The 14877-nt window shown below is 41.3% G+C and carries 15 protein-coding genes; 10 read left to right on the forward strand and 5 right to left on the reverse strand.

Annotated elements, in window-relative coordinates:
- Nucleotides 1-860: 860 nt before the first annotated feature.
- Nucleotides 861-2468 (forward strand): helix-turn-helix domain-containing protein, encoded by a 1608-nt coding sequence (locus TOL9009_RS0133300; RefSeq protein WP_029637685.1) that lies wholly within the window; start codon nucleotides 861-863, stop codon nucleotides 2466-2468.
- A gap of 392 nt (nucleotides 2469-2860) precedes the next feature.
- Here TOL9009_RS0133300 and TOL9009_RS0133305 read toward each other — a convergent pair whose 3' ends face one another.
- From TOL9009_RS0133305 to cobU, 3 genes are all read right to left on the reverse strand, one after another.
- A complete protein-coding gene (locus TOL9009_RS0133305; RefSeq protein ID WP_029637686.1) occupies nucleotides 2861-3430 on the reverse strand; it encodes a Uma2 family endonuclease in 570 nt (189 codons plus the stop codon).
- Between the two features lie 81 nt (nucleotides 3431-3511).
- Entirely contained in the window at nucleotides 3512-3940 is a 429-nt protein-coding gene (locus TOL9009_RS0133310; RefSeq protein ID WP_029637687.1) for a hypothetical protein, read from the reverse strand.
- A gap of 60 nt (nucleotides 3941-4000) precedes the next feature.
- Nucleotides 4001-4546, reverse strand: coding sequence for a bifunctional adenosylcobinamide kinase/adenosylcobinamide-phosphate guanylyltransferase (cobU, locus tag TOL9009_RS0133315; RefSeq protein WP_029637688.1), 546 nt, complete (start codon nucleotides 4544-4546; stop codon nucleotides 4001-4003).
- A gap of 225 nt (nucleotides 4547-4771) precedes the next feature.
- On the opposite strand from cobU, the gene TOL9009_RS0133320 reads away from it, so the two are divergent.
- The 4 genes from TOL9009_RS0133320 (at nucleotide 4772) to hpsU (ending at nucleotide 8514) form a co-directional block, all read left to right on the forward strand.
- A complete protein-coding gene (locus TOL9009_RS0133320) occupies nucleotides 4772-5557 on the forward strand; it encodes a hypothetical protein (RefSeq protein WP_029637689.1) in 786 nt (261 codons plus the stop codon).
- Nucleotides 5558-5858: 301 nt separating this feature from the next.
- The gene (locus TOL9009_RS0133325) at nucleotides 5859-6791 is read left to right on the forward strand and encodes a glycosyltransferase family 2 protein (RefSeq protein ID WP_029637690.1); all 933 of its coding nucleotides are present in this window, start codon (nucleotides 5859-5861) and stop codon (nucleotides 6789-6791) included.
- A gap of 15 nt (nucleotides 6792-6806) precedes the next feature.
- On the forward strand, nucleotides 6807-7748 hold the full coding sequence (locus TOL9009_RS0133330) for a glycosyltransferase family 2 protein (protein WP_029637691.1): 942 nt from the start codon (nucleotides 6807-6809) through the stop codon (nucleotides 7746-7748).
- A 169-nt stretch (nucleotides 7749-7917) separates the two neighbouring features.
- On the forward strand, nucleotides 7918-8514 hold the full coding sequence (gene hpsU / locus TOL9009_RS0133335; RefSeq protein ID WP_199341327.1) for a hormogonium polysaccharide biosynthesis acetyltransferase HpsU: 597 nt from the start codon (nucleotides 7918-7920) through the stop codon (nucleotides 8512-8514).
- A 376-nt stretch (nucleotides 8515-8890) separates the two neighbouring features.
- Here the strand turns inward: hpsU and argC are convergent, their stop codons facing one another.
- The gene (gene argC, locus TOL9009_RS0133345; protein WP_029637693.1) at nucleotides 8891-9949 is read right to left on the reverse strand and encodes an N-acetyl-gamma-glutamyl-phosphate reductase; all 1059 of its coding nucleotides are present in this window, start codon (nucleotides 9947-9949) and stop codon (nucleotides 8891-8893) included.
- A 39-nt stretch (nucleotides 9950-9988) separates the two neighbouring features.
- Between argC and TOL9009_RS46545 the strand changes: the two genes are divergently transcribed.
- The 5 genes from TOL9009_RS46545 to TOL9009_RS0133365 all read left to right on the forward strand — a co-directional run bounded on the left by TOL9009_RS46545 (nucleotide 9989) and on the right by TOL9009_RS0133365 (nucleotide 13425).
- Nucleotides 9989-10222, forward strand: coding sequence for a hypothetical protein (locus TOL9009_RS46545; protein ID WP_144238447.1), 234 nt, complete (start codon nucleotides 9989-9991; stop codon nucleotides 10220-10222).
- 46 nt (nucleotides 10223-10268) lie between these two features.
- Nucleotides 10269-11966, forward strand: coding sequence for a bifunctional 3,4-dihydroxy-2-butanone-4-phosphate synthase/GTP cyclohydrolase II (gene ribBA / locus TOL9009_RS0133350; RefSeq protein ID WP_029637694.1), 1698 nt, complete (start codon nucleotides 10269-10271; stop codon nucleotides 11964-11966).
- Nucleotides 11967-11995: 29 nt separating this feature from the next.
- Nucleotides 11996-12196: a hypothetical protein gene (locus tag TOL9009_RS0133355; protein ID WP_029637695.1), complete on the forward strand. Its 201-nt coding sequence runs from the start codon at nucleotides 11996-11998 to the stop codon at nucleotides 12194-12196.
- Nucleotides 12159-12530 carry a type II toxin-antitoxin system PemK/MazF family toxin gene (locus TOL9009_RS0133360; protein ID WP_199341326.1) on the forward strand — a complete coding sequence of 124 codons (372 nt, stop codon included), beginning with the start codon at nucleotides 12159-12161 and terminating at the stop codon, nucleotides 12528-12530. The genes TOL9009_RS0133355 and TOL9009_RS0133360 overlap by 38 nt, the downstream gene beginning before the upstream one ends.
- Before the next feature lie 295 nt (nucleotides 12531-12825).
- Complete coding sequence (locus TOL9009_RS0133365) at nucleotides 12826-13425, forward strand: hypothetical protein (RefSeq protein ID WP_029637697.1); 600 nt, start codon at nucleotides 12826-12828, stop codon at nucleotides 13423-13425.
- Between the two features lie 375 nt (nucleotides 13426-13800).
- On the opposite strand, the gene TOL9009_RS0133370 is transcribed toward TOL9009_RS0133365, so the two are convergent.
- Entirely contained in the window at nucleotides 13801-14631 is an 831-nt protein-coding gene (locus TOL9009_RS0133370; RefSeq protein ID WP_029637698.1) for a peptidoglycan recognition protein family protein, read from the reverse strand.
- Nucleotides 14632-14877: the final 246 nt, after the last annotated feature.

Consider the following 14877-nt stretch of genomic DNA (forward strand, 5'->3'; position numbering starts at 1 on the left):
AGTGTCTGATATAACAGTTCGCTAGAAATAATAGGAAGTTAATCCTATTTATCTACTGTAAATCGACTGAGTTACCGTATTATTCAAAGATAGTATCACACGGACGTTAAAACAAAGTCAAGCACTTGGATTGTCTGAATTTACTCCAAATGGGACTTAAACATTTTTGAGTGACAAACAAGGTTCAAAGCCATGCAGGGTTAAGGAAATACACTCTTATGCTCAAAAATGACCTAAGATATATCAACAAATAAAGCAAAACGATGTCAAAGTCTTTCTGTATATACATTTAAGGGACTTTTGTGATTTTTTTGTCTAAGTCCCATTAAGCGATCGCCTACATAACTAAATACAAGTTCAATATCACGTTTTTGACTATTTACATCAATTCAACACATTTAATTTGTTATTAATAACTGTAAATTAGCTAACAAAACAATTACTCAATTCAAATATTAATAATATTAATAACCCAGATAAAACCTATCATTCAAAAGCTAAATGTTCGTCAATAACAATTATGAATTTTTATTGTGTTCAGCAAGTAAATGTTTTTATATATTCGATGATGTAAGATATTAAAAAATATTTATTAGATCGTTATGAACAAGGTTAATTTCAGATTGGTGAAAGATATATTTAATAAATAAGTAAGTAATATTAGGCTTTATTTAAAAGCGTTTATAGCATTCAGTTGGATACAAAGTACTGAATATGAATGTTCGTTGATTAATTTGGCAAGAAAATAATATTCTTGCAAGGGAAATATTGTGGTGTGGTGGTGAGGATTAAAGAAAGTAAATACGTCCATTCTTAGACTTGAGCCAGATATCGAGAGCGAGTAGAGTGGCAATTGCCGTATGCCTTATACAATTCCTAACAACAGTTGCGTTGGATGTGATAACTGCCGTCCTCAATGTCCCACAGGTGCGATTAAAATAGAGAACGATGAATATTGGATTGACCCTAGTCTTTGTAACAATTGCGAAGGTTATTACCCTGAACCGCAATGCGTGATTGCCTGTCCGACAAAATCACCGATTCCTTGGCAAGCGAAAAAGGGAAGATGCAAAGCTGAACCTAGAGATGCTACAAGTTTAGATTTGTTTGCCAATGGCAAAAATAACCCGTTTGCATCAGCAATGGTGATTTGGGAAGCTTGCAACGTTTTGGCACAGCGAACATCTTTACCTTGGCAAATCGATGAACAAGGTTTCTTGTGTTATGGCAGACAAGTTAATCAAGGTAAAGGAGCGATCGCATTTCACATTAGCGATCCATTTAAAGTAAGCGATAGTCCTTCTGTTAATGATCGCGCAACAAATTTACAAGCAATTGAAGCACTTGATATTAGAGCTGCTTGCATTCATCTCATTTTTGCCGCTTATGCTACAGCTTGCGATCAACCTTGGGAGCAAGAGTTTGCCATCGACGATCGCCAAATCGAGAAATATTTAGGGTTAGAGAAACGCAAAGACTTGAGTAAAAACGCCAAACTCGCTCTGATGAAAAATATTGTACTGCAAGCTTGCTCGCTAATTGCTACCATTGATTGGCCCCAACAAGGTCGAGTCAAAGGCTTTTCAGTTACAGGCAGTCGCTTGTGGCACATAATAGACATTCAGCACTATTTTCAAGAAGATAATCGGGGGTGCAAATATCTAGTCGGGCTAACTTTTAAAGTCAAAGCTGGCATTTGGACACGATATTTCTTAAATAAACAAGGATGCAAAGAGCGAACTGCATTTTATCAATATCGCAGTCTGCCCAAATCTTTGTTAACCACAATCATGAGCATTTGGCAACAACATGAAGGCACAGCCCGATTAATGTTATGGCTGCTGTTTAAAACTAAAATGGGTACAGAACAACGCATCACCATTCCCACCTTGCTGAAAGTTGCTTACGGTGAGGAAAAAGTGAACCACGCAACCAGACATCGCGAAGAACGCAAGCGCTTGTTGCGAACTTTTGAAAGCGATTTGGAAATTCTCCATCATTATGGAATCAAAGCAGTTTTCGACCCGATTACTTATCCACCACTAATTCAACCTTTGTGGGCAAAGTTGATTGATATTCCCGAAGATCCAGAAGAAGCATTAGAATTTTGGACTACTGACGGTGGTGCTGACACTCGCTTGACAGATACAGGTCCCCGTGGGAAGTGGAATTTGCTGATGAACGCTCGAATTTTGTCCTTTGAACTACCTCTAGAATGGCAGCAACCAATTCCGAAATCTGAAAAAAATCGGCGACAAAGTGTTACTACCAGAAAAAAGATCAAAACTACCGGCGATTTGCTTGGGGAACAGATTTTACAAGGACGAAAAAATTTGAATCTCTCCCAAAGAGAGTTAGCAAAGTTGACAGGTAAAAGCCAAAGTTGGATTCGAGATATCGAAAATGGTCGCTTAAAAGCGAAGTCAGAAGACCAAGCGGTGTTAAGGAAAGTGTTGAATATGGCGTAATAAATATGTAGAGATAACCACGCATCTCTACACAGTTATTAAATGCTATATGTAATATTTCGGATTTAATCTGTAAGTAAATTAACTTAAATTAAAATCAAACCTAAGCCACAGCCAGTGTAAAATATTAAGCTCGGCAAATTACTTGTAATTTCAAAGGGGGTAGGGTGTGGGGGGTGGCGCTCGTGGGGAACCCACGTTTTAAAACGTGGGATTGTAACAAGGACACTGTTTTTAGGAGCGCTTTGCGTATGAGTAAAAACATCTTTTTTAAACTGAGCTTTAAACTCACAAAGTAAGTTTTTATTTAATACCTACACCCCACACTCTACACCCCACACCCTGTTTTTTGTAAAGACGTTCCGCCGGAACGTCTCTACATTGACTATCTATTACAGAGTCACCTTTAACCCCCCAAAAATATCACTGACCTTCAACTGTAACCCCTGACAGAAATCTGGCACCGGCAAAACACCATCAATTTCCTCAAAAGGTAAAGGTTGTTGTCCCGCAGGATAAGCGGCAATGAATCGCTCATCAGGGTCAATTAACCAACCCATTTGAGTTCCGTGGTTAAGAGCGTGTAAGATTTTTTTTATAACTTTTGTATGGCTTTGTTCTGAGGGAAGAATTTCGATTATCCAGTCAGGTGCTGCGGCAAATGTATTGGCAATATCACCATTTTCGTCTACAGGAAGCCTTGCCCAAGAGAATACAGCAACATCGGGAACTATAGAACGTCTTCCAAAAGTATAACGCAATTCTGGAAAAGCCCAACCCATTTTTTGTACTTTGACAACAGAATTGATTGTGGGACAAAGTTCTCCTTGAATAGTGCTATGTTTTCCTTGAGGCATGGGTTTTTGAATGATTTGACCGTCGATGTACTCTAAGCTTGGCTTAGTTTCTGATAGTGCCAGAAATTCATCTAGGGTCAATATTTTATTTGATGCTTGTAACATTGTTATCCGGTTCTACGGCTCAATGCATGATGAATAATGAGTAATTTGGTTACAATTGTTTACCCTTCTGGGCAGAACAAGTTATTTGTTTGTAGACGAAACATTATTTAAGCGATCGCAAATTGCCGTTAATTGTTCAGTATTATTGACTGGCGATCGCGGCAGTGGTAATTCTGTATTGGGCCAATTGGCTAAATCATTGCACGGACATAACTCAGGTGGCATTCCCAAGCTTCGCACAGGTACTGGCATCGTACAGCGACCGCAGTTACTTATTTCCCAACTCGGTGTCAGCAACTGTGCGATGGTTTCTTGCGTACCCTCTAAGTAACAGTCACCTGAATCTTGTGAGATAATTTGCTGCCATGTCGTTTCAAATTCGTCACTGTAGCGATCGCCTTGAATTACTGGTTGGGGCAACAGACTTGCCGAACCATTATTTGTCATCAACTTTTTGCCTAACTGAAACCAGTAAGCAAGGTATTGTTTTACTTCCTGTTTGGTTGCCATATCACAATCTTAAACAAACTTGCGAGATCGGATTTCTAATTTTGAATACTTAATTTTAAATTAAGATTTTGGTGGTAACGGGATACCAAGAACGCACAGATTAAGAACATGACCACCTGTGACTAAATAAACAGTATCGCAAGCCGTACTTAACTGGCGGATTAAAGAACCCAGGCGATCGCGAAAATTTCTCCCAACCGGATAAGCAGGCACTACACCCCAACCTGTTTCTTCCGCCACAAATATCATATCAGCCGCAACCAAATCCACCGTTTCTAATAATTCTGTAACCGTGTTTTCCCAAATTGCATCCTCCTGAGAGAGTAGATTAGCTACCCAAGTTCCTAAAGAATCTACCAACAGGCAGATATTTGGTTGAGCATCCGCAAGCGTAGCAGATAATTCCGTCGGTACTTCCAGTGTTACCCAGTCTTCAAGACGGCGTTTTTGGTGTTGTGCAATGCGTTGATTCCACTCTGCATCCGCTGAGTTTTGCGTGGCAGTTGCAACGTAAACAACTGCTTTGCCTGACTGCATTGCCAGAGTTTCTGCCCATTCACTTTTACCAGATCGTGCAGGTCCAGTTACGAGGATGACTTTACCCAAAGCTTTTTCCTTAGTATCTTTAATTAAATAGGGTGGCAATTTCTTACCAGAATTTTTTCACTGCCAAAGTGGGATTTTTGGTACTAAATAACTTTTAACAGATAAAATTAGCACCAGCATCAAAAGGAAGAGCGAAAAAGGGTTTTTGCGAGCTCTCCCTTCCCATTAAGACACTTCTCAATCATTAGAACACCACTGGGGACAGGATAAGTCAGGTAATTTTTTATGAAAGCAGGCTTAAAACGCATTGAGGCAACTCTACACGATTTGGGAACTAACGGCACTGCCTCCGCTGAAGCTAGTTCTACAAAGCAGTCTTTCTCTTTTCGGATCAGCGTTGGAAATGGCGAAGCTACAGCAGATGCTGTTTCATCAAAAGAAGATGTGACTGAAGCAGACGCACCTGAGTTTGACACAGAATTTGAGAGTCAATACAATCAAAATAACTCTGTGCAAACCTTTCCCACACAAGACAGCGATGGGAGATCGCCGGCACTACCCAAGTTCAAAACTCCCAGTTTCACAAGCCATCGCAACGCAGCTAATCCAGCATTAGCACTTAATTTATTGCAAGAAATTCAGGAAAGCGTTTCACTTTGGCAAAAAGAGTTGCAAAAAATTGTCAAACAAATTCAAGATGTTTATATAGAAGGTCCCATTGTCAATGGCTGGTTGGAGTCTGTGTCACGAGAAAGCGAACCGGGGGGAACCGCAACGCTGCGTCATGCGGAAGTCGATCGCTTGATGGATTATGTAGAAGAAATTTGCGCGGCTCAAGAAAATATATCTCATCAATCAGCGCGTACAGGCTATCGACTTTGCGGTTTAGATTCCTCCGGTCAGGTTTGGTCGCGTCCCTGTCCAGCCGATCAAGTGCCGAATGTCAGTATGGCGATCGCTCGTTACCAAAAGTTACGCCAACTACTAGGACGCAAGCAATACCTAGAAACTAGGCTTAGTCAACTAGCGGAAACTCTGGTAGTTTTACACAGCCATATTCAACAAACATGAACTTTTAAGGATTATTTCCGAAAAAACTCGGTTGGTGAGTCAGGAATTTTTGGTATAGATTTAGCACAAGAGCAAGCAGTTGGATTTAATTAGTTAGTGGATAGTGGTTGGTGGTTAGTGGATAGTGGATAGTGGTTAGTGGTTAGGAGAACGGAGTAGGAGTTAAAAGGGGCAAAGTTGGGAGTTACTGCTGAAAAACCAACAACTAACAACCAACAACTAACAACTAACTACCAACAACTAACTACCAACAACTAACTACCAACAACTAACTACCAACAACTAACTACCAACAATTTCTATGTCAGATCCGCTAATTTCCGCCATTATCTGTACTCACAATCGAGAAACCTATTTAGGTGCTGCTATAGATAGCCTTTTGGCGCAAGAGTTTGCCGCTGACTTTGAGGTGGTGGTGGTCGATAATAACTCAAGCGATCGCACATCCGAAGTTGTAAAACAAAGGTTATCCGATCCGCGTTTAAAGTACGTCTTTGAACCGGTTCTTGGTTTATCTGTCGCTCGCAACACAGGTGCCAAAGAATCTAGGGGGGAAATTATCGCTTATTTGGATGACGATGCAGTAGCGTGCGATCGCTGGTTGCAAATATTGTATTCTGCCTATGAAAATAACTGTAAGATCGCGATCGCTGGTGGCAAAGTCACTTTATTATGGTCTCCAGGAATCCAACAACCACGCTGGCTATCTCCCGGACTAGCTAGCAATTTGGGAGCATACGATTTAGGTGACAGCATCGTCTACATCGAACAGCCAGGTTTAACTCCCAGAGGCTTAAATTACTCAATCCGCCGCAGTTTCCTCAACGAAATTGGCGGTTTTGACCCTCATCTCGGTCGAGTCGGCAAAAACCTATTATCTAATGAAGAACTGCAAATGACAGAACTTGCCCTTCAACGCGGTTGGCAAGTTGCTTATCTTCCCGATGCTCTAGTTGCCCACAATGTCGCTCCAGAACGTCTCAAACGCTCCTGGTTTTTAAACCGAGGCTGGTGGCAAGGTATCAGTGAGTGCTATCGAGAACAACTTGCGGGTAAAGCCGGTATCGGTCAATTGCAGCGCGGCAGCGAAAAGTTTTTACGCGGCTTGTATAAATCATTGCAACATTTTAGTGACCCAGCAGAACGCTTTGACAAATTTGTATATGCCTACGGTCAGATTGGTTACTTAAATGCAGCTATTCAGGGTCTTTTATCGTCATCAAATAAGAAATAGAAATAATTACTTAATATGTCATCAAAAATACCAGTTACCGTATTAATTCCGGCAAAAAACGAACAAGTAAACTTACCCGCTTGCCTCGCTAGCGTTGCTGTTGCCGATGAAGTATTTGTTGTAGACTCTCAAAGTACCGATAAGAGCGAGGAAATTATTAAAAGTTACGGCGCAAACCTCGTGCAGTTCCATTTTAATGGACGCTGGCCCAAAAAGAAAAACTGGTCTTTAGAAAATCTAACTTTCCGTAATGAATGGGTGCTAATTGTCGATTGTGATGAGCGCATCACCCCCGAACTCTGGTCAGAAATTGCTCAAGCAATTGAAGATGATGAACACAATGGTTATTACCTCAACCGCCGAGTATTTTTCTTAGGTAAATGGATTCGCCACGGTGGTAAATATCCTGATTGGAACCTGCGTTTATTTAAGCACGCCAAGGGTCGCTACGAAAATCTCAACACTGAGGATATTCCCAATACTGGTGACAACGAAGTCCACGAACACGTTATTTTAGAGGGAAAAGTCGGCTATCTGAAAAACGATATGCTTCATGAAGACTTCCGCGATTTGTTCCACTGGTTAGAAAGACATAATCGTTATTCCAACTGGGAAGCGCGTGTTTATTTGAATATTCTCACAGGTAAAGATGACAGCGGCACTATTAGCGCAAATTTATTTGGTGATGCAGTGCAGCGCAAGCGCTTTTTGAAAAAAATCTGGGTGCGTCTGCCGTTTAAACCATTTTTGCGGTTTATTTTGTTCTACATTATTCAGCGCGGCTTTTTGGATGGCAAAGCTGGATATACTTACGCCCGCTTATTGAGTCAATATGAATACCAAATTGGCGTGAAACTCTACGAATTACGTAGTTGTGGCGGGCAACTAAATACTACCAGCGTTCCCAAAGTGGCGCCACCATCCCTGACACCGGAAATTCAACAAACTGCAATTTAAGGAACTGGGGACAAGGGGAATTATAGCAGATTGCGTTTTTATTGAATACACGTAGAGACGTTCCGGCGGAACGTCTCTACAGGGTTTTGGGTTTTATGCATGTACCTCATTTACCTGAAATATCCTGTAATTACCAATTACCAATGCCCAATTCCCAATCTAAAATTTAATGTCTGAGTTGAATGTGACTAAACAACCGTCGATAGTTGATGCAGAACCTTTTGTAGATTTACGCAAGTATGACCAATCCTGGTTTGATCGGGGTCGTCTGGGTTGGTATATTTTATTTTGGTGGTTTGTACAAGCGATCGCCTTTCCACTTACTCCTCAACCCCTCAGTAATCTCCGTTGCGCGATACTCCGCCTGTTTGGGGCAAAAGTCGGCAAAGGTGTATTAATTCGTCCTACTGCCCGTTTCACTTACCCCTGGAAAATCAGTATTGGCGATTATAGCTGGATTGGTGATGATGTTGTTTTATACAGTCTTGATGAAATCCATATCGGCTCACACTGCGTAATTTCCCAGAAAAGTTATCTGTGTACTGGTACTCATGACATCAAAGATCCAGCCTTTGGACTGAAAACAGCAATTATCACCATTGGTAATGGAGCATGGGTAACAACAGATTGTTTTGTTGCCCCAGGAGTGACAATTGGCGCTAATTCCGTAATTGGCGCCCGTAGCAGTGTTTTAAGTGACATGCCCCCAGGGCAAGTTTGTTGGGGAAATCCCTGTCGTCCAAGGTATGCGCGGGAGAGAAAATAGCGATCGGTGTAGAAAATCTAGAGACGTAGCAGTGCTACGTCTCTACAAAGGTTTTGGGGTTAATTTTCACGCCTGTGTAAAATAGATTTGTCAACAAAAATCATCAATTGTGTTCCTTGGACAAATAATATATAGCGCTTCTCGTTTGAATCAAATACAGATTTATCTGCGTCCATCTGCGTTCATCTGCGTTTCCTTAATTCTTTGATGTATTGCACCCAACTGAGAAGCGCTATATATCATGTCGGTTTAATTAACAGTAATAAAAACGTCGCAACCGTCGTAGAGACGTTCCGCCGGAACGTCTCTACTTTATTATGGCGGAACGTCTTTACTTTATTATCATGATATAAGCCCAAAATCCCATCAATCAAGACTAAGGATAAAATCCCAATTTGGGTAATCCTAAGGTTTCGTCCCAACCCATCATAATGTTCATACATTGGATAGCTTGACCCGCCTGACCTTTAATTAAGTTATCAATTGCTGACATCACAATGACGCGACCGGTGCGCGGGTCAACTTCTAAACCGACATAACACATATTACTACCGCAAGCCCATTTCGTTTGCGGATATTCGCCACTTTCGCAAATTCTCACCCAAGGAGAGTTACGGTAAAAGGCTCTAAATATAGTAATTAAGTCGTCTCGCACTAAGCCCGGATCGCGGAGGGTAGCGTATACGGTTGCTAAAATACCCCGCACCATTGGGATGAGGTGGGGTGTAAATTGAATCATAACTTCATGCCCCGCCAAATCACTGCAAATTTGCTCAATTTCCGGGGTGTGGCGGTGACGGGCGACATTGTATGCTCCTAGAGAGTTGTCTGCTTCCGCTAACAATAAGTTTATTTTCGCTTGCCGTCCGCCGCCGGAGGTGCCAGACTTAGCATCGACAATGGCGGTTTCTGGGACGATTAAACCTTGCTTCAAAAGTGGCGAAAGTGCGAGGAGGCTAGCGGTAGGATAGCAGCCGGGACAACCAATTAACTGCGCTTCGGCAATGCGATCGCGATACAATTCTGGTAAGCCATAAACTGCTGTAACCGCTGTGGCATTATCGTTTCTCTGTTTCCCATACCAAGTTGTGTAAGTTGTCAAGTCACTAAACCGGTAATCTGCACTAAGATCGAGTACTTTACATCCTTTTTCCAACAGTTTTGGAGCCATTTCGCAAGCCAGACCATTTGGAAGAGACAGAAACACCACTTCAGTGCGATCGCCGATAATTTCTGGATCTACCTCCTCAACTGGTAGATTAACTGCATGAGCCAAATGAGGGTAAAGTTCGCCAAAGGGTTTGCCAGCGCTACTTTCACCACCTAAATAAACAACTTCTACTTCTGGATGATCCATCAGTAGTCGAACTAACTGTACTCCGCCGTAGCCTGACGCGCCAACAATGCCAACGGGTACGCGTCTTAAATTGCCCATGATATGAAATCCTTATCCGATAAATGATTAAATTCGTTATTGGCTATCAACTATCATCAACTAAATGCGCCCATTCGCGTTAGTTATGCGATCGCTCGTTTGAAAACTGGAGTGGGGGACAAGGGGGACAAGGGGACAAGGAGACAAGGGGGACAAGGGGACAAGGAGGCAGGGGGAGTTTGTCTCTCCATCTCCCTCATCTCCCTCATCTCCCTCATCTCCCCATCTTCCCCTGCTCCATTCCCCCATAAAGGTTGTACAATCGAAAAGTAGGTTTTGTTAAAAAAATTTACATTTATTTGGTCGTTGGAAATACTCTGTGTTGCAGTCTCAGACCACATCCCCAGCTTTTGAATTTGACTTGATTGATGCCGCTTTAGCAGACCTGAAAGCCGGTCGCTCGGTGGTGGTAGTAGATGATGAAAATCGAGAAAATGAAGGCGATTTGATTTGCGCTGCTCAGTTTGCTACCCCGGATATGATTAATTTTATGGCGGTAGAAGCGCGAGGGCTGATTTGTTTGGCGATGACAGGCGATCGCCTTGATGAACTTGATTTACCATTAATGGTAAGCAATATTACAGACACTAATCAAACTGCCTTCACTGTCAGCATTGATGCTGGTCCTCATTTAGGTGTCAGTACCGGCATTTCCGCAGAAGACCGCGCCCGTACTATTCAAGTTACCCTAAATCCTGCGGCACAGCCTTCAGATTTGCGTCGTCCCGGTCATATTTTCCCGATTCGGGCTAAGGAAGGCGGTGTATTAAAACGCGCTGGACATACAGAAGCTGGGGTTGATTTAGCTCGATTATCTGGGCTATATCCAGCTGGGGTAATTTGTGAAATTCAAAACCCCGATGGATCAATGGCGCGATTGCCTCAGTTATTTGAGTATGCTAAACATCATAAACTGAAAATTATTAGCATTGCCGATTTAATCAGTTATCGTCTCAAACACGATCGCTTGGTTTATCGTGAAGTAGTGACAAAATTACCGAGCCAATTCGGACAATTTGAAATTTATGGCTACCGCCATAGCATTGACAATACTGAACACGTAGCGGTTGTCAAAGGCGATCCAGCTACCTTTAAAGATGAACCTGTAATGGTGCGAATGCATTCAGAATGCTTGACAGGTGACGCTTTAGGTTCTCTGCGCTGTGATTGTCAGCTGCAACTACAAGCCGCTCTGAAAATGATTGAGCAAGCAGGCAAAGGTGTCGTAGTATACCTGCGTCAAGAAGGACGGGGCATCGGCTTGATTAATAAGTTGAAGGCTTACAGCTTGCAGGATATGGGACTGGATACGGTCGAGGCAAACGAGCGTTTGGGTTTTCCTGCCGATTTGCGAGATTATGGGATGGGAGCGCAAATGTTGATGGATTTGGGCGTCCATAAGATTCGCCTAATTACCAATAACCCGAGGAAAATTGCTGGAGTCAAGGGTTACGGGTTGGAAGTAGTCGATCGCGTACCGCTGTTGATTGAGGCAACCGATTACAATTCTTATTATCTGGCAACAAAGGCGAAAAAGCTGGATCACATGCTGTTACAGACGTATTTGGTAACGGTAGCGATTCATTGGCAAGATGACCCAGAAGCTGTAACCGAACGTTATGAACGTTTAGAGAAACTGCGTCATTTAGCGAAAAGCCATGATTTATTGTTGCAAGAAGAAGCGCGTCCGTTAGCGATCGCCTTGTTTGACAAACCATCTTTAACTGTACATTTGGGTTTGGATCAAGCGCAACTGGCTGCACCTGATTGGTATCAGCAAAATAGTCATCCTTATGTGCAGGCGATCGGTCAAATTCTTGACAATTTAACCACTTTACCTTATATAGAGAGGTTTGAATTTCTGATTTCTCCAGGGATTGATCCTTTGAGTCATTTGCAAGTCCAATGCGATCGGCAAACCTTTGCTCCTGGAACTTTACCTTCATCGATTTGTTGCGAACAACTGAAGACGCAAACAATTTATAGTTTTAGTCAAACGCAGCTTTTGGACGCATAAATTGAAAGTAGTTAGCAATGGGAAATGCCATGAACATTCGTAAAGAACTAGAAAGCATAATTGAGCAATTCAACGATGAGCAGTTATCAGCGTTGCTGGATTTTGCTGTTTCTCTTCAAAGTGCTAAAAAATCTGGTTATCCGATAGAATCTCAAGCTTATCAGGATTGGTTAAGCGCTGAGAATGATATTTATGACAAAATCTTTGCTGATGAACTTACAGCGCGGTGATGTGGTATTATGTCGGATGCCAATGCCTTCGACTCAGTTTCAACAGCTTAAAATTCGCCCTGCTGTAGTCGTTTCAACAGATCAGTTGAATCAAATTCTTGATGATCTAATGGTTGTGCCTTGCACCTCTAATACTAATCGTCTTCTAACAGCAACGCAATACTTGATAACGGGAGAGGAAATTACTGGTGCAGGTATTAGAGTTGAGTCTGTAGTCCGCTGTGAATCAATTTTTACTTTGAACAAGACGATGATTATCAGAAAGCTGGGTTCTCTTTCTGCTGAAGCGATTAATCAGGTGAATGTTTGCCTAAGGTCAGCTTTGGAATTATAAGCCAATACAGTTCAGTTAAGCCCAAAATACCAGTGTAGAGACGCGAAATTTCGCGTCTCTACAGGTCTAAAATCAGTACTGAAAATCCTTAACTGAACCGCATTGAATTATAAGCATTTTTCAGATATATTTTTATTTGTTGTTATAGCGATTTTTATATTCATGAGGTACAGAATATTGAATTAACCGCAGATGAAGATAGATAAACGCAGATGGACGCAGATAAATTTGTACCTCAGCAGATTAGGAAACGCTATAAACAATCAAAATATTTTTCAGTTTTCATAATAGAAAAATGGCGTACAGCGATTTTACTCTTTCCAAGGCGCAAAAAAGCTTTAATTTAACAATTGATGAAACTGGTGATTTATTTGCTGATGTCATCCCAGTTCCACCATCAGATATTTTAAAAATAATCTTGAGTGACTATATTCCTTTAGCAATTTCGATTGGAACGGAAAAAGCTCGCTCCGAGTTTTTGATCGCACCAATCTTAGCGGATGTAAGAAAGTTATTAAGCAATAAAATATCTTTATTTTCTGGTAATGAATTTAATGTCGATTCAACAAAAGGTTTACAAGGCTTTTGCGATTATATCCTCAGCGGTTCAAGAGAACAGTTATTTATTTCGGCACCTGTAATGTTTATTTTCGAGGCAAAAAAAGAAGATATTAATGGTGGTCTTGGTCAATGCGTTGCAGCAATGATAGCAGCACAATTATTCAATCAAGCTCAAGGAAGTGAGAAAGTGCGAATTTATGGCTCTGTTACTAGCGGTACTAATTGGAAGTTTTTATTTATAGAAGAAACGACTGTGTATATAGATTCTGTTGAATACTATATTAAAGAAGTTGATAAAATTTTAGGGATTTTATTGCAGGCATTTGAAGAATAGATACAGCAGTTTTCAGGTAAATAAGGCAAATGTGTAAAACCCAAAACCCTGTAGAGACGTAGCACTGCTACCAATACGGTTCGGTTAGGGCAGGAGACGCGATAAATCGCCGTCTCTACAAAGGGCTTCTTATTGTAAAGACGGCGATTTATCGCGTCTTTGTGATCTATAATTTTCATCAAAAAATCTTATCCGAACCGTATTGGCACTGCTACGTCTCTACGTGTATTTAATAGCAATACAGAAAACATAAAGACAGCAGATTTCAGGTAAATGAGGCAAATGTGTAAAACCCAAAACCCTGTAGAGACGTAGCACTGCTACGTCTCTACGTGTATTTAATAACAATGCAATCTGCTGTATTGTTTCTTGTTGTTAGTTTATTTGACGAAACTTATGTAGTAAGTTGAGAAACTTCTGAGCATCAAAACTTCTGGGGTCGATTCGTGTTCCGGAACGATCTATTAGACGATGGGTGGTAATGCGATGGTCTGGAACATCACTTTGAGCAATTAACCAAGCCAAAGAATAATATTGAGCATCAGTATAACCGCTATGAATTGGTTCTGTGTTAGTCCAACCATCTAGGGGGGTTTCTAAAGAAACGTGATAAGCAAAGTTATTTACAGATGGTGGTAAATTCAAATTAGTTTTCACGCTTTCGGAACCGTTAGCACTGTCAAACACTGAATTAGCTGCACCAAAAGCGCGTTTATTTGGTGGGACTGTATAAATAACTGTTCCATCTAGCTTAATTATCGCATGGTAACTCGCTTGCACATTTTCGTCGGTATGTGGTCTTTGAAAAAAATAAATGGCACTCTGAGCAGAATTAGAAGTTTCATGAAGGACTATAATTGGTAGATTATTGACAGATATGCCATTAACGTCTTTGGTATAACGCTCTCCGTAGTTGCTTGGATTTGCCCAAGCAATCTCATATCTGGGTCTGTACTTTGTAAAAGCCGCAGTGGTTTTGAACAGAGATTTGGGAGGATTTGCAGCGTTGCTTGGCTTTTGTGATGCTGGAATTTGTCCATTTGGATATTGATTCCAAGAAGCGATGCCTGGGTTAGGCTGCGCCAACGCCCTTTCTGGTGTATTATTTTGTAGTTGTGTGGCTCTCCCGGCAAGCAGCGCTACTATGAAAGCGACGAATATCAGAGAAATTAGCATTACTCTGGTCGCCCAGTCCTTAAAGTTCATTAATTTTAAATAATGAAAATAATCTTAATATCTTGATTTTAATGAAAAATAGCTTGCTAGGATACTTTGCGGCGGAGTTAAATAACGAACCGCACTCGTAGCAGAGAACACAGAGGATGTATATTACACCTAATTTACACAATCTTTATACATAGTTGTTTTGAATAAATACTCCCGAAAGGCGAGAAATTGAGGAAAATATTAAATTAAGTAGAGTATCACTCGACTTATGTAAATTCTTCTAGG

Origin of the sequence: [Scytonema hofmanni] UTEX 2349 (genome assembly GCF_000582685.1) — a bacterium.
Taxonomy (GTDB): Bacteria; Cyanobacteriota; Cyanobacteriia; order Cyanobacteriales; family Nostocaceae; genus Hassallia; species Hassallia hofmanni.